20 protein-coding genes are annotated in these 21,394 nt (G+C 41.8%); 12 read left to right on the forward strand and 8 right to left on the reverse strand.

Annotated elements, in window-relative coordinates; translation table 11 throughout:
• The first annotated feature begins 3 nt into the window (after window positions 1-3).
• Genes AM629_RS03660 through AM629_RS03675 form a run of 4 tightly spaced genes read left to right on the forward strand, consistent with a single transcriptional unit; the run spans window position 4 to window position 3,291 of the window.
• Entirely contained in the window at window positions 4-1,158 is a 1,155-nt protein-coding gene (locus tag AM629_RS03660) for an efflux RND transporter periplasmic adaptor subunit (RefSeq protein WP_054476247.1), read from the forward strand.
• Window positions 1,142-1,813, forward strand: coding sequence for an ABC transporter ATP-binding protein (locus tag AM629_RS03665; RefSeq protein WP_054476248.1), 672 nt, complete (start codon window positions 1,142-1,144; stop codon window positions 1,811-1,813). The genes AM629_RS03660 and AM629_RS03665 overlap by 17 nt, the downstream gene beginning before the upstream one ends.
• 56 nt (window positions 1,814-1,869) lie before the next feature.
• Entirely contained in the window at window positions 1,870-3,033 is a 1,164-nt protein-coding gene (locus tag AM629_RS03670; protein ID WP_235525391.1) for an ABC transporter permease, read from the forward strand.
• Between the two features lie 30 nt (window positions 3,034-3,063).
• On the forward strand, window positions 3,064-3,291 hold the full coding sequence (locus AM629_RS03675; RefSeq protein ID WP_054476250.1) for a phosphopantetheine-binding protein: 228 nt from the start codon (window positions 3,064-3,066) through the stop codon (window positions 3,289-3,291).
• 17 nt (window positions 3,292-3,308) lie between these two features.
• On the opposite strand, the gene AM629_RS03680 is transcribed toward AM629_RS03675, so the two are convergent.
• The 6 genes from AM629_RS03680 to dapA all read right to left on the reverse strand — a co-directional run bounded on the left by AM629_RS03680 (window position 3,309) and on the right by dapA (window position 12,004).
• Window positions 3,309-4,478: an alpha/beta hydrolase gene (locus AM629_RS03680; RefSeq protein WP_054476251.1), complete on the reverse strand. Its 1,170-nt coding sequence runs from the start codon at window positions 4,476-4,478 to the stop codon at window positions 3,309-3,311.
• Window positions 4,479-5,084: 606 nt separating this feature from the next.
• On the reverse strand, window positions 5,085-6,728 hold the full coding sequence (locus tag AM629_RS03685) for an ATP-binding cassette domain-containing protein (RefSeq protein WP_054476252.1): 1,644 nt from the start codon (window positions 6,726-6,728) through the stop codon (window positions 5,085-5,087).
• Window positions 6,725-8,440: an ABC transporter ATP-binding protein gene (locus tag AM629_RS03690; RefSeq protein WP_235525390.1), complete on the reverse strand. Its 1,716-nt coding sequence runs from the start codon at window positions 8,438-8,440 to the stop codon at window positions 6,725-6,727. The genes AM629_RS03685 and AM629_RS03690 overlap by 4 nt, the downstream gene beginning before the upstream one ends.
• A 784-nt stretch (window positions 8,441-9,224) precedes the next feature.
• Window positions 9,225-9,938: a phosphoribosylaminoimidazolesuccinocarboxamide synthase gene (purC, locus tag AM629_RS03695; protein ID WP_054476255.1), complete on the reverse strand. Its 714-nt coding sequence runs from the start codon at window positions 9,936-9,938 to the stop codon at window positions 9,225-9,227.
• A 100-nt stretch (window positions 9,939-10,038) separates the two neighbouring features.
• Window positions 10,039-11,088, reverse strand: coding sequence for an outer membrane protein assembly factor BamC (gene bamC, locus AM629_RS03700; protein WP_054476257.1), 1,050 nt, complete (start codon window positions 11,086-11,088; stop codon window positions 10,039-10,041).
• Window positions 11,089-11,104: 16 nt separating this feature from the next.
• A complete protein-coding gene (gene dapA / locus AM629_RS03705) occupies window positions 11,105-12,004 on the reverse strand; it encodes a 4-hydroxy-tetrahydrodipicolinate synthase (RefSeq protein ID WP_054476259.1) in 900 nt (299 codons plus the stop codon).
• A gap of 267 nt (window positions 12,005-12,271) precedes the next feature.
• Between dapA and AM629_RS03710 the strand changes: the two genes are divergently transcribed.
• Together AM629_RS03710 and bcp are read left to right on the forward strand one after the other, a co-directional pair.
• Window positions 12,272-12,817, forward strand: a complete 546-nt coding sequence (locus tag AM629_RS03710; RefSeq protein ID WP_054476261.1) for a glycine cleavage system transcriptional repressor — start codon at window positions 12,272-12,274, stop codon at window positions 12,815-12,817.
• 26 nt (window positions 12,818-12,843) lie between these two features.
• Window positions 12,844-13,314 (forward strand): thioredoxin-dependent thiol peroxidase, encoded by a 471-nt coding sequence (bcp, locus tag AM629_RS03715; RefSeq protein WP_054476263.1) that lies wholly within the window; start codon window positions 12,844-12,846, stop codon window positions 13,312-13,314.
• 195 nt (window positions 13,315-13,509) lie between these two features.
• On the opposite strand, the gene AM629_RS03720 is transcribed toward bcp, so the two are convergent.
• Window positions 13,510-14,589, reverse strand: a complete 1,080-nt coding sequence (locus AM629_RS03720; protein WP_054476265.1) for an AI-2E family transporter — start codon at window positions 14,587-14,589, stop codon at window positions 13,510-13,512.
• Between the two features lie 138 nt (window positions 14,590-14,727).
• Here AM629_RS03720 and bepA point away from each other — a divergent pair, with 138 nt between their 5' ends.
• Both bepA and arsC read left to right on the forward strand, forming a co-directional pair.
• On the forward strand, window positions 14,728-16,191 hold the full coding sequence (gene bepA / locus AM629_RS03725; protein WP_054476266.1) for a beta-barrel assembly-enhancing protease: 1,464 nt from the start codon (window positions 14,728-14,730) through the stop codon (window positions 16,189-16,191).
• Window positions 16,192-16,200: 9 nt separating this feature from the next.
• On the forward strand, window positions 16,201-16,557 hold the full coding sequence (gene arsC, locus AM629_RS03730; protein ID WP_054476267.1) for an arsenate reductase (glutaredoxin): 357 nt from the start codon (window positions 16,201-16,203) through the stop codon (window positions 16,555-16,557).
• Window positions 16,558-16,594: 37 nt separating this feature from the next.
• Here the strand turns inward: arsC and hda are convergent, their stop codons facing one another.
• Window positions 16,595-17,311, reverse strand: coding sequence for a DnaA inactivator Hda (gene hda / locus AM629_RS03735; RefSeq protein ID WP_054476297.1), 717 nt, complete (start codon window positions 17,309-17,311; stop codon window positions 16,595-16,597).
• Between the two features lie 487 nt (window positions 17,312-17,798).
• Between hda and AM629_RS03740 the strand changes: the two genes are divergently transcribed.
• The 4 genes from AM629_RS03740 to AM629_RS03755 are packed head-to-tail and all read left to right on the forward strand — an operon-like array spanning window position 17,799 to window position 21,105.
• On the forward strand, window positions 17,799-18,104 hold the full coding sequence (locus tag AM629_RS03740; protein ID WP_054476269.1) for a PTS sugar transporter subunit IIB: 306 nt from the start codon (window positions 17,799-17,801) through the stop codon (window positions 18,102-18,104).
• A gap of 29 nt (window positions 18,105-18,133) precedes the next feature.
• The gene (locus AM629_RS03745; RefSeq protein WP_054476270.1) at window positions 18,134-19,462 is read left to right on the forward strand and encodes a PTS sugar transporter subunit IIC; all 1,329 of its coding nucleotides are present in this window, start codon (window positions 18,134-18,136) and stop codon (window positions 19,460-19,462) included.
• An 18-nt stretch (window positions 19,463-19,480) separates the two neighbouring features.
• Window positions 19,481-19,801 (forward strand): PTS lactose/cellobiose transporter subunit IIA, encoded by a 321-nt coding sequence (locus tag AM629_RS03750; protein WP_054476271.1) that lies wholly within the window; start codon window positions 19,481-19,483, stop codon window positions 19,799-19,801.
• Window positions 19,798-21,105 (forward strand): 6-phospho-beta-glucosidase, encoded by a 1,308-nt coding sequence (locus tag AM629_RS03755; RefSeq protein ID WP_054476273.1) that lies wholly within the window; start codon window positions 19,798-19,800, stop codon window positions 21,103-21,105. The genes AM629_RS03750 and AM629_RS03755 overlap by 4 nt, the downstream gene beginning before the upstream one ends.
• Window positions 21,106-21,394 lie beyond the last annotated feature (289 nt).

Raw genomic sequence — 21,394 nt, forward strand, 5'->3', positions numbered from 1 at the left:
ATTGTGCTGATCAAAAAAAAGAAATGGGCAATTATCACTATCGTTATGATCATTTTTATCGCCGTGGTTTATTACACATTCAACCGGAAAGAAACACCTGCTGTGATGGCAGAGCAAATCATCACAGGAACGTTAGGGGATGTTATTTCTACGGTAGGTGCTGCCGGTGTTATACAACCGACTAGCCAGGTTAACGTTGGTAGTCAAATCTCTGGCCAGTTAATCAAGTTATACGTTGAAGTCGGGGATATCGTCGAAGCAGGTAAGCGGGTTGCCAGCATTGATGATACTTTTTATCGTACTAAAGTTGAGGCAAGCCGCGCGCGATTGGAAAAATTGCGGGCCATATTGAAGGAAGAACAATACACCTACCAGTTCCTGGTCATTACCGAAAAACGCCAAAGACAGCTTAGTCTACACTCTGCAACCAGCCAACAATTACTGGATGAGGCGACTTTCGGCGTAAAGAAAAGTCTGGCAAGAATTGAAAACCTTAAAGCAGATATCAGACAAAATGAACATATTTTACATAGCGAAGAAGTCAGCCTCAGTTATACCCAAATCTATGCACCTATTGCCGGCGTAGTGACTGCAATCTATGTTGATCCAGGTCAAACCCTCAATGTTAATCAACAGACACCTGTTCTCATGCAAATTGCCGATCTCAAGAATATGACCGTTTATGCAAAAGTTTCTGAGGCAGATATTAACCAAATCGTGACCGGGCAAAAAGCTTCCTTCAAGATCTATAGTGCAAATCAGCATATATGGCACGGTAATGTTAAGAAGATCATGTATAAACCTGACCTAATTAATAATGCAGTTTATTATACAGTGCTGTTTGATGTGATTAATGACAATTTCCTGCTAAAACCTAGCATGAGTGCTGATGTCACTATTGTGACACATGAAAGTACTGCGGTAGTGACCATACCCAATGACGTACTGAATAACAAACGACATCAACCTGTAAATGATAATCTAACCGCCTATTTTTTACGTGAGATGAAAGATGGAAATATCGTAATAAGGAAATTGATTGTCGGTCATAACGATGGAATACACTCAGTTGTTGTCAGCGGATTGCAGAATAATGAACAGATCGTTGTACTTTCCAAACAAGATAATCTTGGTGGTAAAGATGATAACCCTAAATAATATCTGCAAGATCTACGGCAATGAGAACAAAAAGCATTTTGTGCTGAAAGATATTTGTTTAACTATCGATCCACATGACTACGTTGCTATTCTTGGTCGCTCTGGCTCAGGGAAAAGTACTTTATTGAATATAATCGGGCTTTTGGATACCGCCAGTACGGGAAAATATCTTATTAATGACCTGGAAATGACGCAGAAAAAGACTCACTCATTGGCGCTTTTGCGGCGGAAATATTTTGGTTTTGTCTTTCAGAACTACAACCTGCTCGATCATTACCGGATTGATGAAAATATCTTAATGCCGATGTACTACTTAAAAAGAGATTTCAATTACGACAGAAAGTACTTCAATTACTTAATAGAACGCCTCCAACTTAATAATTTATTGGATAAATACCCGCGTCATCTTTCTGGCGGAGAACAGCAGCGCGTTGCTGTAGCCCGTGCATTAATCAATAATCCGAAGTTTATTATTGCCGATGAACCTACCGGCGCATTAGATACCGCTAATGCGACCAATCTGATGCAGCTTTTTACTGAATTACATGATAATGGATGTGGCATCATTCTCGTGACACACGATCAAACTGTTGCTGGATACGCAAAGCGTAAGTTGTGCCTGGATAACGGTTCTTTGGTGACACAATGGGCATAATGAAAATACCCCTAAAGCTTGACATTTATTCTACTGTTATCCTATTTAACCTCAGGATGGCAACACGCTCCCTCGCGGCACATAAGACACGAGTTTTCTTAACTTTGTTATGCATTGCCATCGGAGTCGCTTCAATTGTGATTATGCAGGCTATCGGGATGGCAACCAAGGATCACATTGTCAAAGCTGTTTCCTCAATGGGAAGTAACATCATCTCAGTAAAATACAAAGGACAAGAAAACGGTGCTTTCGATTCCCATAATAATTATCTGACCCAAAAAGATATCACGTCACTTTCAGGTAATCCGCATATCAGCCACAGCACCCTTTTTTCCACCGCTTCAGGAACGATAGTTTCTCCACAAGGCACGACTAATGCTCAATTGCTCGGTGCTAATGCGGATATAGCGATTATCCGTAATCTGGTCATTGAACACGGGCGTTTTTATACACCAGAAGAAGATGATACTCTGGCAAACGTCGTCGTTTTAGGGGTTTCCCTAGCCGAACGACTATTTCCCCATAAAGAAGCCGCATTTGAACAGAATATTAAAATTAACGACATCTCTATGCGAGTCATCGGCATCCTGGCGCAGAAAGGTGAAGGCATGGATGCGGGAGTTGATAATACTGTATTTTTACCAAGAAATAGCTTTCTGGTGAGGCTATTCGGTAATACACCTCCCAGCGGTATTGTGTTGAAAGCCAAGGACGCTACTCATGTCGAACCGGTTAAGCGCGCTGTTGAAGAACGGTTATCACAGTTTAAACGTCAGCAAAGCTATGAGATACGTAATACCACGGAATTGTTGAAAACGTTGAATGAAACTCAGACAAAAATTAACCTTTTCCTGCTATCAATATCATCAGTAACGCTCTTTGTTGCGGGAGTTAGTGTGATGAATACTATTTTGATCAGTGTCAGAGAGCGCAGAAGAGAAATTGGTATACGACTTGCGGTAGGAGCAAGTTATTCCGATATTTTTTATCAATTTCTTACCGAAGCATTTTTGATTTCATTATTGGGAGCACTATTAGGATTATTATTATCATTTATCGGTTTCAAGGTCTTATCGCTATTTGATATTGCCGTTGGCTTCTCATTTTATTCATTTTTATTGGCTTCCCTCTCGGCATGTTTCATTACGGTGGTGTTTGGTGTATATCCATCACATCGTGCAGCAGCATCCACACCGATCGACGGGATCAGGGAATTGTAGCCTATTTTTTAATACAACTTTGGAGGCACGATGAAAAATCAACTTTTATATGAAATTTTACTCCGGGAAATCAAAGCCCTTCACTCAGAAGCAGAAACCATTCCAGCAGACGAGAATCTTTTTGATATTGGTTTCGATTCGATAAAAATGTTGATGCTGGTTGATCGGCTAAAATATGCTGGTTATCCAGTCAACTTTGCGGATTTGGTCCGGTGGCCGACAATAAATGACTGGATCAATCTGATCGCAAAAGACTAACTGAGCTACCTTTCGTTTCATAATGAGCGAAGGATAAGCCATGTGGCAAGATCAGTAATCAGCTGCCCCGGGATTTGGTTTGGTTGCAAATAATCCTCTCCGCTGGTGCATCCTGTCGTAGGCAATAAAATATGATTCAACCCGGTATAAAGTTTGAACTCCGCATCTTTATTGCTGTGCAGTGCAGTTTTCCACATTGTAAAGTCAATATCATACGGAACTTGAAAATCCTGATCTCCTTGAGCCAAGAATAAAGGTATTGAGGGCAAATTTTTTAAGCAAGTAAATGCATGGTAGTCCTCAAGCTGTTTGAGATAGCTTTCCGGTACTGCCAGCAAGTTCGCAAGAGATGTCGTCTCTTTCTCTTTGCCACTGGATAATTGGGATAAAATCACCTGGAGTAAATGACGAAAGGGCGTCGCCAGCATTGCAATGCCCGCAACATCTAGACCCGATTTTTGCCGTAAATTTTTTGCAATCAACGGGCTAACATATCCGCCAAAACTGTGCCCAACAAGGAATACCGGCACATTGTGGAATTCAGCATGTTCCATCAAACCAGTTAAAATATGACACGCATCATCAACAACTTCTGCATCGAGATCGATGGACTCTGGATCAGTATTTCCCTGCCAATAACGGTAATAGCGTTTGTCAAACCGCACACTGGCGATACCGTATTGGCTTAATTCATGTGCCAACATACGAAACAGTGGATTAGGGCCAATATCATAATCCATTGAATGCGGACCAGAACCCGCAAGCAATAATACCAATGCTTTAACATTAGGTGATGGTAGACATACCAAACCATCAGGAAGCGCTTCAAGGCCAAACTCCCTTAGCGTTTTTTCAGTGAAGATGCCTGGTTTTTCATACACATCGGGTATCGGGCATGGAGCCAGCGTAAGCGCGTCAATCTGCTGATCTTTAAGCCCAATATAAAGGTTAAATTTTCCATTGAGGGTATTTAGCCGTAAATGGCAAGCGTTTTGCTGCTGGAAAATAATATCGATATCTGAGTTATACAAACTATCTGCCAGTACGGTTAATGTCGCGTCATCAGCCGCTATGCGCAACGGCTCACTCATCAACGCCCTAACCGCTTCCCACTGCTCGTCAAGCAAAGCAGTTATTAATACGGCTATTTCCTCATCCAACGCGGTAATTAATCTCTTAACAAGCATGCCATTTCTCAAATAATGGTGATTTGCTTTTTTATATCAATTTTTGCTCAATCATCCCAGTCTTTGGTGTTTTTGATATGAAAAGTCCGATATGAAGTTATGCAGATTAAATTTAGTAATTGTGATAACAGTTATCTGACTCCGGCGAAACGAATTCTAAGCACAACTTTTCACTTGTGGATAATCAGCAATTTTTACCATAACAACCTCTCCTTTCATATTTCAGTATAGCTGAGTGAACCTTCAACTCAGCCACATTGCAAGTGCCTACATTCTTTATACATTGAAACTCACCAGGCTAAAGTCAGGTGATTCTTGTCGTCATTGGCAATCGCATGGCAATATACCCGTTATCTTTCAAGTTGCCTCTTGGTTGGCTGTACTCTCTCACCCCGGTCACAGAATTATCTATGACATAGTTATCTATGCTCCCGGGGATTCGCTCCCTTGCCGTCGCGATCCATCTTGAAATCCATTGGGTATATACAATTGCTTTAGTCTTACATTGCCTCTGACAAGCGTTTAACGTATCGGTATTCCCTACCGCCACAAGCACATCATTAAGCTAGAAATATCCCTCACGCAGTACAACTTATTTTCCAGGGATCACGCCAACTCCCTCCGCCGTTGAACAGTAACAATATGGTCAGCTTTAGCGAGAAAGTCAGCATTGCATGAAACAACAATCCACAGACCGGGCCAGCGCTCAGGTAAAGTGGACCACAAGTGACGAGCCGTAGCCGCATCTAATGATGAATCACAGTTATCAACAACATAAACATCAGCTGGACGGCATAACATTCGAGCCAATGCCAAACGCTGACGCTGGCCACCAGATAGTTGCCGGGCGCTACCAGAATTAATGACAGTATCAAGCCCTTCTGGCAACTCATATGAACCGGGGGTCAAACCTACCGCCTCCAAAGCCTGCACCATGACATCATCATCAATATCCGTATCGCCCAATGCGAGATTTTGTCTTACTGTTCCACCAAAAAAACCCGCTTTCTGTCTGGCATAACCGATACGTGGATTCCGCCACCAGTTTTCATTCCCCAGAACCTCTCTGTTATTCCAAAGCACACTGCCAGAACTGGACTTTTCCAGACCGATCAAATAACGCAAAAAGGTGGTTTTACCCGCTCCCATCTCACCAACGATTCCAACGACCTGATTAGTTGTCGCTTCAAATGAAACAGGAAGCTGAGTATTTGAATACGCAAGATGATTAACACTAAGCTTATGGAGGACCTCACCTTGCTCATATTCTTTTGTTTCTTTTTTATCTGCCAATAGCTGTTTGATACGCTCATAACACACATCAGCATTTTTATAATTAGCAATAGACCGACCAAAGAAAAATATCTGTTCACTGATCCAGCCGATATAAGTCAGAAATAACGCCAGGTTACCCACGGTAAAACTGCCATCAACGATTCGTTTACTCACTATCAATAAAACAGCTGACGTTCCGATTATGACAATATTTTTAAACAGGCCAGAAAGAAGGTCAGTAAATACCTGATGTTTGGCTTGAATAGCCCGCCGACTAACAAATTTCTGCGACAACCTCTCAATCTGACCTTCAATTTTGTTGCTAAGGCGCAGATCACGTATTCCCGTTAAAACATCAGTAATCTGACCAGCGATATCTCCCTGTGATTGACGTTTGCTCTCTTGTAAATTACCTACTTTGCGTTTAAGTATCGCGCCAACCCAGAGACCTACAATCATCGGCATAAGAGCCAGCGTGGTTATTGGATCAGTGTTGATAAGCACAACTAATGCGATCATTAAAAGTAATGCCCGGTAGATAAAATCAGAGGTCCAACTCAAGAATTCCGCAATTTCATCACTGTCATCACGAATGCGATTCAAAATATCGCCTTGTGAAAAAGCGTGCCTTTGATTGTGAGAACAATGACTCACTCCGCGCAAAACCCTCTCCTTCAAATAAGCACTTACTTTAAATATCAACGTAAAGTCCAAGCTTAATCCCATGAAGAGAATTAGCGATCGCAAAACCATTACAGCAATCGCAGAAGCAAGCAACCACCAGACTGTAGGGTTAGTCGGTTCATTTATTGCACTATCCAGTAATTTACTGATTAAGTAACCAACCAATAAAGGAAAACCGTGCATAAGCGTCCAGACAAACATCGTGATGAAATAGATAGGTGCAAATCTTTTCACCAGATCAATCAATGCCGGTAACATCTTAGGTTTAGTTGATACACGGGATATAGTCATACAATAAGTCCATGATTGCTGGTTGACATTGCGATTTCTGTTTCTGGAATTCGCTGTTTAATCCGCCCATCATCAATAATGATGATTTCATCAACGGCTGAAAGTGTATGAAGACGGTGTGCGACCATCACTACGGTGCGATTGCGGCTTAATTTTTCAAGTAGTTTCAACCAACTCTCTTCAGTCTGGGGATCGAGTTGAGATGTTCCTTCATCAATAATCACCAACGAGCAATGCCGTAACATCACCCTGGCTCCCGCTATCATTTGAATTTCCCCTTCTGACATTATCCGGCCATTAGCCCCGACCGGTGTATCAAGACCATCTGGTAATGCTTTGGCCCATTCAAGTGCATCTAATTCTTGCAGAACATCCCAAATATGATTGTCAGATATTTCATGACTGAATAGCGTTAAATTTTCCCGCAGTGTTGCGGAAAATAAATGAGAACGCTGACTAAGGACGGCAACCTTTTTCGCAAATTCTTCAGGTCTGATTGTTGAAACATCAATATTTCCAATTGTCACCCTTCCCGAATCAGGTTGTGCAAATCCACACATCAAATTAAGAATGGTACTTTTCCCCGCTCCCGTTCTACCAATGATGCCAATTTTACTCCCTGGAGCGACGTAAAAATTAACGCCATGCAAAACCTGTGTATCTTCCCCACCATAACTGAAATCAACATTATCGAAATGGATAGAAAGAGGCCCATCAGGCAATAAATTATCCGCTGATTTATCTGAAGCCCCTTCATTTAAAGTTTTAGCCGCAAGTAATAAAGCAGCAAATAACTTCTGTAATAGCTCTATTTCTGATGACATGTCTTCCACGGGTTCCCGAAGTTTGTCAACATAGAGATAAACCATTGTTAATGTCCCGATACTGATACTGTCCTGACCAAGTAACTGAAGCCCGAAACCAAAACCGATACCAAAACATAATGCAAAAAAGAGCTGAGTAATTGGCCAGAAAGCCCTACCGCCGATATAAGCACTGCGTTCAATTTTGAGCAATGTTGACAACATCTTACGAAATGCAACAGAAGGCCAATGAGCCTGTGACAATGGTTGCAAATCATCCATTGCATGCAGTGAATCACCGATAAAACCAAAGATCTTCGCTTTCTCAGTTCGCGCAATTAGCCAGCGACGAACAGCAAGTCTGGTCAATTGAGTCAGTACATATGCCACCAATATAATAACCACAGCCATGGCAATACCTGCCTGGGGCATGACATTGAATATAATGATCAATGTACCGAGTGCCAGAGCTGAATTACCAATGGCCTTGAAGCCAGCTTTAGAAATCGTTTTCCCTATAATGTCAGCGTTTCCTTCGACACTTTCCAACAGCTCTCCCTGCGATCTTCTCTCTATTTCCAATACGGGTAAAACCGTCATCACATGATGAAAGAGTTTGTATCTAATAGTATCTGCGATACCCCAACCAGCCTTGGTGCTCATGTAACTGGTGACCAGACTACCGATGACACCAATCGAGGCGATGAAAAGATAAATTATTGCCAACATAATAAGCTGATCAGCAGTGGTTCCTGACGTCGCCCTATCGACGTAATTCCTTATAATATAGGGGCCACCCAGATCGCATAATAATGTGAAGGTTAAGGCCAGAAAAGCACACATAACCGTTCCCTTAAACGGTATGGCACTACGTAACAGTATCTGCCATGCGGTTAAATTCTTTGACATAATGTTTTCCATCTTTGGGTTATATCACCTCAGTAAAATTAGGGATGTTATTCGTAACATCAATATATGGATATGCAGCTAGTGCCGCCCTTAATTAATAACAAATCGGTCACAACAGTAACATCTTGTTTGCATTTGGAAAAATGCAATTATCTCAAAATATTCACGTTTATCACTACATGATTGAGATCTTTATAAACGCTATCACAAGAAAATAGCCAGAAAATAAAATTTATACCCTTCATCTTTCAAGCTGCTGCTTTGTTGGCTGCGTTTACTTACCCCAGTCACATAGTTATCTATGCTCCTGGGGATGCGTTCACTTGCCGCCGCACTGCAACTTGAAATCTATTGGGTATATATCTCATTTTATATTGTCAATACCTTTTAAGGGTTACTCCATATCCCAAGGGGGCCGCAAGTATATTGTCAATAGATAACATATTCCAGACAATGCGTCATAAGCGAATAAAAAACCAACAGAAAACCCAATAAATTATCATGGTGTTTACAAATTCACAACAATACAATTGTATTTCTGGTTAATTTTGGTTGTTCTCTGTATTTTCTAAACTTTAACCATTTATTACTAATAAAATGAAAAATTACCCTTATTGAATTAATATCCAATTAATTAAAATAAGCTAAATAAATATAAGTTAATTTATATCAGCTATAATCCTATCCAATAATATTAATTACTAAAAACAAAGTGAGAAATTATAACCAGCATCACTTTATGCTAATAAAAAGGGCCTTTCGGCCCAGGTAATCGTTTGCGTAATTAGTCTAAAATAACACCGATACGATGTGCTACCTCTTCATACGCTTCAATCAGACCACCAAGACTTTGGCGAAAACGGTCTTTATCCATTTTATCCAATGTCTCTTTATCCCATAAACGGCTTCCATCCGGAGAGAATTCATCCCCCAGAACCACTTGCCCTTTAAATAAACCAAACTCAAGTTTAAAATCAACCAGAAGTAAACCCGCATCATCAAACAATTTGCTCAAGACTTCATTAGCCCTATAACTCAGTTTTTTCATTTCAGCCAAGTGTTCTTTACTGACCCAACCAAAAGTTTCGCAATAGGATTCATTCACCATTGGATCGTGCATGGCGTCATTTTTGAGAAACAGATCGAACAGAGGTGGATTCAATACCAAACCTTCTTCAATACCAAGGCGTCTGACTAACGAACCAGCAGCCCGGTTTCGGATAACACATTCAACTGGCACCATATCCAGCTTTTTGACCAACACTTCCGTGTCCGATAACAGACGTTCCATTTGCGTCGGAATACCCGCTTCTTCCAGTTTGCTCATGATGAAATGGTTGAATTTATTATTCACCATTCCTTTACGCTCAAACTGTTCAATCCGTTCGCCATCCAATGCTGATGTATCATTACGGAACTCCAACACGAGTAAATCAGGATCATCAGTGGTGTACACCGTTTTTGCCTTTCCACGATACAGCTCAGCTTTTTTTTGCATCTTATTACACTCCAAGATATCACTACGAAAAATAATTGTCCGAAATAGCTATAACTATAAATAGTAAAGGGGCTTTACGCCCCTTTACTTACATTTAAAACTATAATCCTGCCGTCTGGCTGAAAGCTGCTATCAACACTGCAACCAACTCATCATTTTGTACTTGAGTTAACGGTTTACCTTTATCACTAATAAACTGTAAGCTGCTTCGGTTATTCAAATCACCAACTTGTAATTTATAATCCCCTTCGCTAATGGAAGGCTCATTAACACCCATTGATTTCCAATCAGATGTACTAAGACCTTTATAGTTCACAGTGACAGAACCCGTAGAACGGCTGCGGCTACCTACTTGCATTCCCACTTTTTCCAGTGCTGCCGGTAGCCGGTCCCAAAGGATATTATATGGTGCCCGAACAATTATCTGTGGCAACCCAGAAGTATCACCACCACTCTGTACATCCAATGGCCCGAAATTGCGTGCAGTAGTGTTATCACTAATACGTTCACGTTGCTGGTTCACGCCTTCAATCAGCTGATTAAGCATCAGTGCGTTATAACGCTGGATTTCAATAGGATCAGTTATCTGTTGACCCGCTTGTCTCAATCCTTCGTTAACAACTGATAATTCAATCTGATAGCTCTGGCGGGCAAGACTGATACGGTAACGCGTTTGATATGGAACATTTTCATCTGCACGTTGCCATTCAATCCAATCCGTTGTCAGTGTTTGATTGGCATCATCACGCTGGCTAACTTTGTAACCTTTTTTCTGCATAACATGATTAATCTGCGACCACAGATTGCTGTTCTCAGGGGTATTTTCAAGTAGCAACTTACTGTTTTTTGCACTGTTTTCAGTACGAGAACCACTCAACAAAGTCAATGCCTGAGATGGCGGGCGAATATCAAGTTCTTTCCCAACCAGCCCCTTAGAGATCGTTGGTGGAATATCATATTCACCATTCTGTAATGGCAATATCATACCCGCAGGAATATTCAGTGCTTTCAGAGGAGGCGTATCAAGATACGCATCATTACCATTGACCTCACGCTTATAACTTTGGTCGCTGGAACACGCTGCCAGTAACATTGCCAATGACATACCAGCAACCTTCATGACCTTTGATTTTTGCAACAATATTGCCATTAAAATTCCCTAAATTTTACAGTAATCCGGCCGTTCTCAATGCCTTTTCGACTGAGACTTTTCCTGCCTCTGTCAATGGCGTCATCGGCAGACGCATAGTGTCATCAGCAATCAGACCTAATTTGTGACATCCCCACTTAACCGGAATTGGGTTAGGTTCAACAAATAGCTGACAGTGTAAATCCATCAGGCGGTTATTCAGCTTACGCGCTTCTGTAAACTGACCACTCAATGCCAATTCACAAAGCCTGGCAATTTCAGGAGCTGCAATATTTGCAGTAACAGAAATTACTCCCTTGCCTCCAAGCTGGATAAAATCCAACCCACTTGCGTCATCACCGCTCAATAAGATGAAACTATCATCATTAACCAACTCTTGGATTTGACTAACGCGATTTAAGTTCCCTGTAGCTTCTTTAATTGCGACAATATTTTTGATCTTCGCCAAACGAGCTACAGTTGATGGCAGTAAATCACATCCCGTACGAGAAGGCACATTATACAGAATTTGCGGCAAATCAGTATTTTCAGCAATAGTTTTAAAATGCTGATATAAACCTTCTTGTGAAGGCTTATTATAATAGGGTGTTACCGTCAGGCAACCAGCAACACCACTATTTTCAAAACGCTTCGTCAGGGATATCGCTTCAGCAGTCGCATTCGCACCTGTTCCAGCAATGACCGGAATACGTCCGTCAGCCAATTCTATGGTTGTCAAAACAACATCACCGTGTTCATCGTGACTCAATGTAGCCGATTCTCCAGTTGTTCCTACCGAAACAATCGCCGATGTACCACTGGCAACATGGTAATCGACTAACTTTTTCAAACTAGCCTTATCAACATGACCATTAGCATCCATTGGTGTCACCAATGCAACAATACTGCCTGTGAATTTAAAACTCCCACTAGACATTACATAACCCCCTATACAAACAAGAGTTCCATGGTACTTTCTAGTCATACAGAAGGAAACTATTTAACGTCGGATTTCAATGAATTTTGTTAATACCAGAGAACCTTTGTTAAAGAGAAGTGATAAGCGAAGTAATTTGTTGAAATTCAAAGATAGGGAATAGTTGGGTAATGAGAGCAATCGAACAACTTTGATACAATTGACCTTGGCAGTATAGGCTTTTTGTGTTTACCTTAAATAAACTACAGCAGAGAAGGAAAAGTGACTTTGCCACAATCAGAACAACATTTTTTAGTTATAACCGCTTTAGGTGCTGACCGCCCTGGCATCGTCAACACGATTACTCGTCTTGTGAGTGAATGTGGTTGTAACATTGAAGACAGCCGCTTAGCGATGTTTGGTGAGGAGTTCACCTTCATTATGCTACTTTCCGGCAGTTGGAATGCAATCACCATGATTGAATCAACGCTGCCACAGAAAGGGGCCGAACTCGATCTTCTTATCGTCATGAAGCGTACAAAGTGTGATACTCATACAACATTTCCTTCCACGGTTTTCGTCAAGGTTGATGTTGATGATTCACCCGGCATTGTTGAACAGTTTACCAATTTGTTTACCACCCAAGATTTTAATATTGCTGAACTGGTATCAAAAACACAACCACGAGAAGGCAATATCCCCGCCCGATTACAAATCCAAATTACTGCTCACAGCCTGTTAGATGATGATGGCATAATTATTAAGCAAGCGTTTAATAAGCTATGTACAGATCTCAATGCACAAGGCAGTATTAGTATTCTTGAACCACTTTAGTAGAAAGATTAAACGGAGAATACGTGATGAACCCATTGAAAGCCGGTGATAAGGCCCCCCTGTTTAGCCTTCCTGACCAAGATGGAGAAACAATCAATTTGTCTGATTTCGAAGGTCAGCGTGTTTTAGTTTATTTTTATCCTAAAGCAATGACTCCCGGCTGTACTGTACAAGCTTGTGGTCTACGCGATGAAATGGATACATTAAAGGCATCTGGTGTTGAAGTGCTGGGTATTAGCACTGATCATCCAAGTAAACTGTCACGCTTTGTGGAGAAAGAAATGCTGAACTTCACATTACTGTCTGACGAAGATCATCAAGTCGCTGAACAGTTTGGTGTCTGGGGCAAAAAACAGTTTATGGGGAAAACCTATGATGGTATGCACCGTATCAGTTTTCTGATTGATACCACAGGTAATATTGAACACGTTTTTGATAAATTTAAAACCAGTGATCACCACCAAATCGTGGCGGATTATCTGAAACAACATTCTTAAGAAAATGGCAAGAATTCAATCATATTTATCTAATATTACCCAATAGATTTCAAGAGGCAACTTGAAAGATAACAGGTATAGATAAATATATTCGAGGCAGGTACGGGAGGATTCCCCCCGTACTTCCCTAATGGTAGAATTGACATCAATCAATGAGAATAAATATAAAGACAATTTTCAATATCGAAAGAAAACCTAGTCTTTCATCTCAGCATCTTCTGTTATCACTATCTCTTCCGGCCATGCATGAATAACCGCTTTGATCAGTGTCGCCAGTGGAATAGCAAAAAATATGCCCCAAAATCCCCATAAGCCACCAAAAGTAATTACAGAAAGAATAATAACCAGAGGATGTAGATTTACTGCTTCAGAGAACAAAATCGGTACCAGTAAATTACCATCCAATCCCTGAACAATTAGATAAGCAATAATCAATGTCCAGAAATCTGTCCCTACCCCCCACTGAAACAAAGCAACCAATACGACTGGAATCGTGACAATCAACGCTCCAACATAAGGAATTAATACTGACAACCCGACCAAGACAGAAAGTAGTAATGAATACTCCAATCCAAGAAATGCAAATACAGCGTAGGTACAGATACCGACAATGACCATCTCAGTGACTTTACCTCGGATATAGTTAGTGATTTGCTGATTCATCTCACGCCATACCTGCCCGGCCAAAATGCGGTTACGCGGCAGAACTCGTTGTAACGCTTGCAGCATCTGATTTTTATCTTTCAGCAAGAAGAATGCCATCAACGGTACAAGTATCAGATAGATAGCCAGTGTCAGTAAACCAATCAATGAAGCTACTGAAAACTTCACCACGGACTCTCCAGCAGTTGAAATCTTACTACGCAAATTCTCCGCCATCATATCAATGATGCCGGCATCAACCAAAACCGGATAACGTGTCGGTAATGTCTGAGCATATTCATTAAAACGGTTAAGCATATTAGGTATATCTGACAATAGATTAAGCCCTTGTTGCCACGCAGTGGGGGCCACAATCAGAATGACCAGAGCACTGATCCCAGAAAAAATAATCAGCACAATACAAACAGCAACTGTTCGTGAACATCCCAATTTTTCAAGCATAGAAGTTGGCCATTCCAACAAATAGGCAAGAACAATCGCTACCAATAATGGTGCTAAAATGCCATGCAAAAAATAAATAATACAAAACCCAACCACAAGAATGACAAATAACGCAATAACTTGTGGATCAGTAAACCGACGGCGATACCACTGTATAATCATGTCCAGCATTGACCAGGCTCCTTAATAGCAGTATTCGGAATTTCTATTTTTCTTAAAAATTGTACTAATTGGTTAATTTTAAGGTACCCTTGTTCATCATACACGCATTATCTAAAAACTATGGCCAAATGAGATCATTTTTGTTTTATGAAAATAATGTCTAATAAATCTTTGGCAGCAATACTCGTCAGTACACTATTGCTAACAAGTTCCCCTGTTCCCAGTGCCTCTATTGAAGATTCGTTACCGGATATAGGTACCACCGCAGGTTCAATCCTGAGTATTAATCAGGAACTGGCAATGGGAGATTTTTACGCCCGCCAGATGCGGGCTAACGCCCCACTAATTTATGACCCATTATTAACTCAATATATCAATACTCTTGGGCGAAAATTGGTAGCCCATGCAGATTCAGTTAAAACGCCTTTTCATTTCTATCTGGTCGATAACCCAAAGATCAACGCTTATGCTTTCTTCGGCGGGAACATCGTCCTCCATGCCGCACTTTTCCGTTATAGTCGTGATGAAAGTGAACTTGCATCCGTTATAGCTCACGAAATTTCTCATGTCACACAACGCCATCTGGCTCGAATGATGGAAGATCAGCAGCGTACAGCGCCGCTGGCTTGGGCAGGTGCATTGGGTTCCATCCTCTTACTCATGGCTAACCCACAAGCAGGAATGGCCGCACTCAGCGGTACTATTGCCGGTGTACAGCAAGGGATGATCAGCTTCACCCAATCCAATGAACAAGAAGCTGACCGGATTGGTATGCAGACGCTCCGCAAAGCCGGTTTTGATCCTAAAGGTATGCCAGATTTTATGCAGCTTCTTGCAGATCAGACCCGCTACAGCTCTAAACCACCAGAAATGTTGCTAACTCACCCATTACCTGACAGCCGTCTTGCTGATGCCCGTAACCGCGCTAACCAGTATCCAGCAAAGCATGTTCCACAATCTCAAGATTTTCTATTCGCTAAAGTCCGTATTATGGGAATGTACACTACGGAGCAACGTAGCTACCTAGAGCAAGTTTTGGAAAATTATCGTAAAGGTACAGCTCAAGAGCAACTTGCCGCAACTTATGGTAAAGCCATCTTGCTTTCTCAAGATAAAAAATATGCTGAAGCCCGGGCTATTCTGGAACCATTACTCGCAAAACAACCAGATAATATCTGGTTTATCGATGTGATGACCGATATCGATCTTGAGCAAAACCGGACTGCTCAAGCCATCACTCGGTTACAAAACGCCTTACAGAAACAAAAAGATAATTTGGTATTACAGATTAATTTGGCAAATGCGCTTATTCGCGCAAAGCAATATCAACAAGCTGAAAAACTGCTTTACCACTATACGTTCAATAATCCCGATGATCTAAATGGTTGGCGCCTGATGGCTGAAACCGCCGCCCAACAAGGCAAACGCTATGAAGAATTATCAGCTTACGCTGAAGAAATGGCGCTTCGTGGTCAATTTGACAACGCGATTAAATACCTCAGTAATGCCAGTTCACTGGTAAAATTAGGCAGTTACGATCAGGCACGTTATGATGCCCGTATCGATCAGTTACGCCAGCTACAACAGCGTTACAGTCAATACAAACGTTAAGGAACTCTCATGCAACAGGTGACCATTTATCACAACCCACGCTGCTCCAAAAGCCGTGAAACGTTGGCTCTTATTGAAGAACAGGGAATTAACCCACAGATTATTCTCTATCTAGAGGCACCGCCAACTGTGGAGCAATTATCAGCTTTGTTAGAACAGCTTGGTTTTAATGATGCTCGCCAGTTGATGCGGACTAAAGAAGATTTATACAAAGAATTAAATCTGGCCGATGAACAACTCACTCAGAATGATTTGCTGAAAATAATGGTGGCAAATCCTAAACTGATTGAACGCCCTATTGTTGTTTGTGGTGATAAAGCCAAACTAGGGCGCCCGCCGGAACAAGTAAAAGAAATTCTCGGCTAATCGGACAAATGTGATGATGGTGAAATCACCATCATCTTTAAAGGTGCAAGATATCCTTCACAAACGGAATCGTCAGCTTACGCTGAGCAACTATCGAAGCATGATCTAACTGGTTCAATGTCATAAACAGAGTTCGCATTTCTCTATCCAATCTTTTCAGTAAGAAACGCCCCACATCTTCTGGCAATTCAAAACCGCGTAACTTTGCCCGCAGTTGCAAAGCTTGTAATTTCTCATCATCGGAAAGCGGTTGTAACTTATAAATTTGTCCCCAATCCAGACGGGAAGCCAAATCAGGTAACATAAGATCAATCTGGCGAGGTGGACGATCTCCACTGATCAGCAGACAAGTGCGACCAATCTCCAGAATACGATTATAAAGATTAAAAATCGCCATTTCCCATTCTTCATCACCCGCAATACATTCAATATTATCGATACAAACCAGTGATAAATGTTCCATGCCATCAAGTACTTCTGGGATAAAATAAGCACGTTTATCCAGAGGAACATAGCCCACAGCTTCATCTTTTAAGGACAATTCAGCGCACGCGGCATGCAATAAATGACTTCGTCCCCCACTTTCACGGGACCAGAAATAAATATAGCTGCCATGCTGCTGACTAATGGCCAATTTGATTGCAGCTAACAGGGTAGCGTTCTCCCCCGGAAAAAAACTGGCAAAAGTTTCGTCATCGGGAAGATATAAAGGTAATGAAAGCTGCGACGGTGTGTTCAGAAGCGCCTCAAACAGAGCTGGTAACAAACGCAAATAAGTTTATCACAGAAAATAGTTGTAAATGAACTGTATAGGTAAATAATAAAAAAACTATTTTTAAGATTCAACAAGTTAAATCCGTTTCAGAAGCAAAATCCTCTAATAAAACACAACATTTCACTATAAATAGCTCATATACAGAACAATCTACAAGCGTCTGTGAAATATCTCGAATGCTAAGAATGACAGAAAACAGGAACGGTTTAAATTTTGAGCTTGATACTATTTCAAATAAAAAACCAGATAACAGGTTGTCTAGTTCCTGAAAAATCAGTGTAGTCGCTATTATGCTATCTGCATACAGATGAAGATCACATTTTACTCCCATCTGTCAACATATTCTTATCAAGATGCGAATAAAATCCCAGCGAATTTAACATAAGTTGCTAGTCTTATAAAAAGTGATAGTGCATCCATTGACTACTATCCCATTAGAAACGACATAATAACGAGAGGCCAGGCTATGAAAAAAATCCTATTGTGTTGTGCTGCCGGTATGTCCACCAGCATGTTGGTACAACGTATGCAGGCAGAAGTGACAAAACGAGCATTGGACATTGAGATCAAAGCAGTACCCACCTTTGAGTTAGAATATCTAATAACCGATGCCGACATTGTTTTACTTGGTCCGCAGGTAAGATACCAACTAGCCCATTTCGCCGCTATCGCCAAACCACTTGGCAAGCCAATAGACGTTATTGACATGATGGATTACGGCGCTCTTCGTGGTGACAAAGTTCTCGATAAGGCATTAAGCCTATTGGAATAATCAATTTCATCATCCCGACGGAGTGCCCTATGAGCCTCTATACTTCTTTCATGCACATTGTAGAAAGTCATATTGCGCCACTTGCCGGTCGAATCGGCAGCCAACGGCATATTATTGCGATACGTGACGGCTTTATCTCGGCTATGCCGTTTTTGATCATCGGCAGTATTATGTTAATTGTGGCAAATCCTCCATTCGATCCACAGACTTCATCATCATTCGGCCAGGTTTGGTTATCCTTTACCAGAACCCACTGGGAAACTATCACCATGCCTTACTTTATGACGATGGGACTCATGAGCGTATTCGTTTCGGTCGGCACGGCTTACAGCTTAGCTAAATCCTACGGTATGGACGGATTAACTTCTGCTTTACTATCACTAATGGCATTTCTGCTAGCAGCCGCACCACAGGTAGAAAACAAAATAGCACTCGACTTTCTCGGTGGCTCAGGCGTATTTACTTCGTTGATTTGCGCTGTCTGGTCCGTTGAACTGACGCGTTTATTAAAGAAATATAACATCACTATCCATATGCCAGCACAAGTACCACCAGCGATTGCCCGCTCTTTTGAACTTCTATACCCAGTTATAGGTATACTATTGACGGTTTATCCTGTCAGTCTGCTATTGCAAAGTGAATTCAATCTGCTTATTCCTGCCGCTATAATGCAAGTATTTCAACCTCTCATTTCCGTTGGTGATACTCTGCCTGCCATTATGCTAGCACTGCTGATTGCTAATCTGCTGTGGTTTGCCGGTATCCACGGTGACAACATTGTCGTTGGCCTGCTAAGTCCTATCTTTATGGCAAATATCGCCACTAATGCGGCATTAATGGCTCAAGGGGTTGCTGCAACACAAATTCTCACCAATCCTTACTGGGCATTTTATGTGTGTATCGGTGGCTCCGGCTCTACGCTAGTTCTGGCTATTCTTTATCTACGCAGTCGTTCTATACACTTGCGTACTATCGGAAAGTTGAGTGTGGTTCCTGCCATATTCAATATTAACGAGCCGCTGTTATTTGGTTCACCGATTGTTATGAATCCAAGCTTATTAATTCCACTACTGATTGTGCCGTTGGTCAATACCGTATTGTCCTACAGCGCTCTGCATCTCGATCTGGTACAAAAAATGGTCGCTATTTCTCCCTGGACTACACCTGCTCCACTTGGTGCACTAATTTCTACCGCCTGGGATTACCGTGCGGTAGTACTGGTTATCGTGCTAATAACAATCGATCTGCTTATCTGGTATCCCTTCTTTAAAATTTATGAAAAACAATTGATTAACGAAGAGTACAAACAGCAAGGAAGCGATACATCCACCAACACAGGAACTCCGTCTCAGCAATAATCTTCGGAGGATTTATACATGGATTTAGAACAAACTATTATAGAGCTATTAGTCCATGCCGGGAGTGCACGCAGTAATGCATTGATGGCATTACAACATGCCAGAAACGGCGACTTTCAGGCCGCACAAGCGCTGATGGTTGAATCCCAACAGGCAATCAGGAAGGCTCATACCATTCAGACCACCTTAATCGGGCAGGATGAAGGCTGCAATAAACTACCTGTCAATCTGATTACCATACATGCACAAGATCATTTAATGAACGCTATGGTTATTCAAGATCTTGCCGGCGACATGATTGAACTCTACCGCAGGATACCGTTGGAGAAAAATATATGAAACAGATAAAAATAGCCGTTATTGGCGGCGGTAGCAGCTACACCCCTGAATTAGTTGAAGGGCTTATTCAGCGCTACAAAAGTATTCCATTATCTGAATTGGCGTTAGTTGACATTGACAGCGGAAAACAGAAAGTAGAAATCATCGCTGCACTTACCCGCCGCATGCTAGCCCGTCACGGCATGGAGCAAGTGACTGTCAGCGTACATTTCACACCAGATAATGCTATCCGTGGCGCCAATTTTATTTTGACTCAATTACGTGTCGGCCAGCTACCCGCACGAGTTGCGGACGAGCGTTTAGGGCTGAAATACGGTTTGATTGGTCAAGAGACTACAGGTGTAGGTGGATTTGCCAAGGCTTTGCGCACCATTCCAGTTTTACTGGATATCGCCCACAAAATTGAACAACTTGCGCCAGATGCATGGATGATTAATTTTACCAATCCAGCCGGGATCGTCACCGAAGCCATTTCCCGCCATAGTAAGGTAAAAATTATCGGCCTGTGTAATGTCCCCGTCACAATGCATCACATGATAGCCAATATGCTGCAACGCCCATATGAGGATGTACAACTACACTTTGCAGGGCTTAATCACATGGTCTGGGTACATCAGGTGTTAGTCTCAGGGAAGAATGAAACTCAGCGAGTGCTGGATATGCTATGTAATGGTGTAGCATTAACCATGAATAATATTAAAGAAGCGCCCTGGCCCCCACCATTACTCAGAGCATTAGGCGCGATCCCCTGCCCTTATCATCGTTACTTCTACCAAACCCGCAGCATGTTGCAGGAAGAGCGCGAAGCCGCAGCCAAACAGGGCACACGGGCTGAACAAGTCATGAAAGTGGAACGGGAACTGTTTGAATTATATGCTGGGCCAGAACTTGATCACAAACCAGAACAACTTAGTTTCCGCGGTGGCTCATTCTATTCCGAAGTTGCACTGGATCTGATTTGCGCTATTCATAACAATCTTGGTAGCCAATTGGTGGTCAATACCATTAACCATGGTGCTATTCAGGGTTTGCCAGACGATGCAGTTATTGAAACCAATTGTATCATTGATGCAGAAGGCGCCCATCCGCTGACATTTGGTCGCCTGCCCAACAGCATGCATTCTTTGACACAACAGATAAAAACCTACGAACGTTTAACGATTAAAGCAGCAGTTCATGGTGATCGTAACGCTGCACTATTGGCACTGATCACCAACCCACTGGTTGCCGATGCAGACATTGCTTCACCACTACTGGATGATGTATTAGCAATCAATCGTGATTATTTACCACAATTCCAATGAGTAATCTGAGTCTGGTTAATTAATTTAAGATCAGAACAGTCATAAAATTAAAGCGATATCCGTTATTTCTGACTAACAGATATCGCTAGCTAATTTTTATAACCTCTTTTTTTGCGGCGCCGCACGCATTTATCTTTCACGGTGACTGCTCCCCGCCGTAAAGAGGGTGTCGCAAAAGACTGGCATTGAAAATAAACCCACAGAGATTGATTGCCTGTTATTGGGACTGACAACCCATAACAGGCTAAAAATAGCCCATAATATCAGGGCAACTGCCCTTGATAAGTTA

It is taken from the genome of Photorhabdus heterorhabditis, from assembly GCF_001280945.1.
Lineage (GTDB): Bacteria > Pseudomonadota > Gammaproteobacteria > Enterobacterales > Enterobacteriaceae > Photorhabdus > Photorhabdus heterorhabditis.

Bases quoted from the DNA above. Each gene is read 5' to 3' on its own strand.
- AM629_RS03665 (WP_054476248.1), top strand. From the start codon at position 1,142: ATGATAACCCTAAATAATATCTGCAAGATCTACGGCAATGAGAACAAA.
- AM629_RS03670 (WP_235525391.1), top strand. From the start codon at position 1,870: ATGGCAACACGCTCCCTCGCGGCACATAAGACACGAGTTTTCTTAACT.
- AM629_RS03675 (WP_054476250.1), top strand. From the start codon at position 3,064: ATGAAAAATCAACTTTTATATGAAATTTTACTCCGGGAAATCAAAGCC.
- AM629_RS03680 (WP_054476251.1), bottom strand. From the start codon at position 4,478: ATGCTTGTTAAGAGATTAATTACCGCGTTGGATGAGGAAATAGCCGTA.
- AM629_RS03685 (WP_054476252.1), bottom strand. From the start codon at position 6,728: ATGACTATATCCCGTGTATCAACTAAACCTAAGATGTTACCGGCATTG.
- AM629_RS03690 (WP_235525390.1), bottom strand. From the start codon at position 8,440: ATGTCAAAGAATTTAACCGCATGGCAGATACTGTTACGTAGTGCCATA.
- purC (WP_054476255.1), bottom strand. From the start codon at position 9,938: ATGCAAAAAAAAGCTGAGCTGTATCGTGGAAAGGCAAAAACGGTGTAC.
- bamC (WP_054476257.1), bottom strand. From the start codon at position 11,088: ATGGCAATATTGTTGCAAAAATCAAAGGTCATGAAGGTTGCTGGTATG.
- dapA (WP_054476259.1), bottom strand. From the start codon at position 12,004: ATGTCTAGTGGGAGTTTTAAATTCACAGGCAGTATTGTTGCATTGGTG.
- bcp (WP_054476263.1), top strand. From the start codon at position 12,844: ATGAACCCATTGAAAGCCGGTGATAAGGCCCCCCTGTTTAGCCTTCCT.
- AM629_RS03720 (WP_054476265.1), bottom strand. From the start codon at position 14,589: ATGCTGGACATGATTATACAGTGGTATCGCCGTCGGTTTACTGATCCA.
- bepA (WP_054476266.1), top strand. From the start codon at position 14,728: ATGAAAATAATGTCTAATAAATCTTTGGCAGCAATACTCGTCAGTACA.
- arsC (WP_054476267.1), top strand. From the start codon at position 16,201: ATGCAACAGGTGACCATTTATCACAACCCACGCTGCTCCAAAAGCCGT.
- AM629_RS03740 (WP_054476269.1), top strand. From the start codon at position 17,799: ATGAAAAAAATCCTATTGTGTTGTGCTGCCGGTATGTCCACCAGCATG.
- AM629_RS03745 (WP_054476270.1), top strand. From the start codon at position 18,134: ATGAGCCTCTATACTTCTTTCATGCACATTGTAGAAAGTCATATTGCG.
- AM629_RS03750 (WP_054476271.1), top strand. From the start codon at position 19,481: ATGGATTTAGAACAAACTATTATAGAGCTATTAGTCCATGCCGGGAGT.
- AM629_RS03755 (WP_054476273.1), top strand. From the start codon at position 19,798: ATGAAACAGATAAAAATAGCCGTTATTGGCGGCGGTAGCAGCTACACC.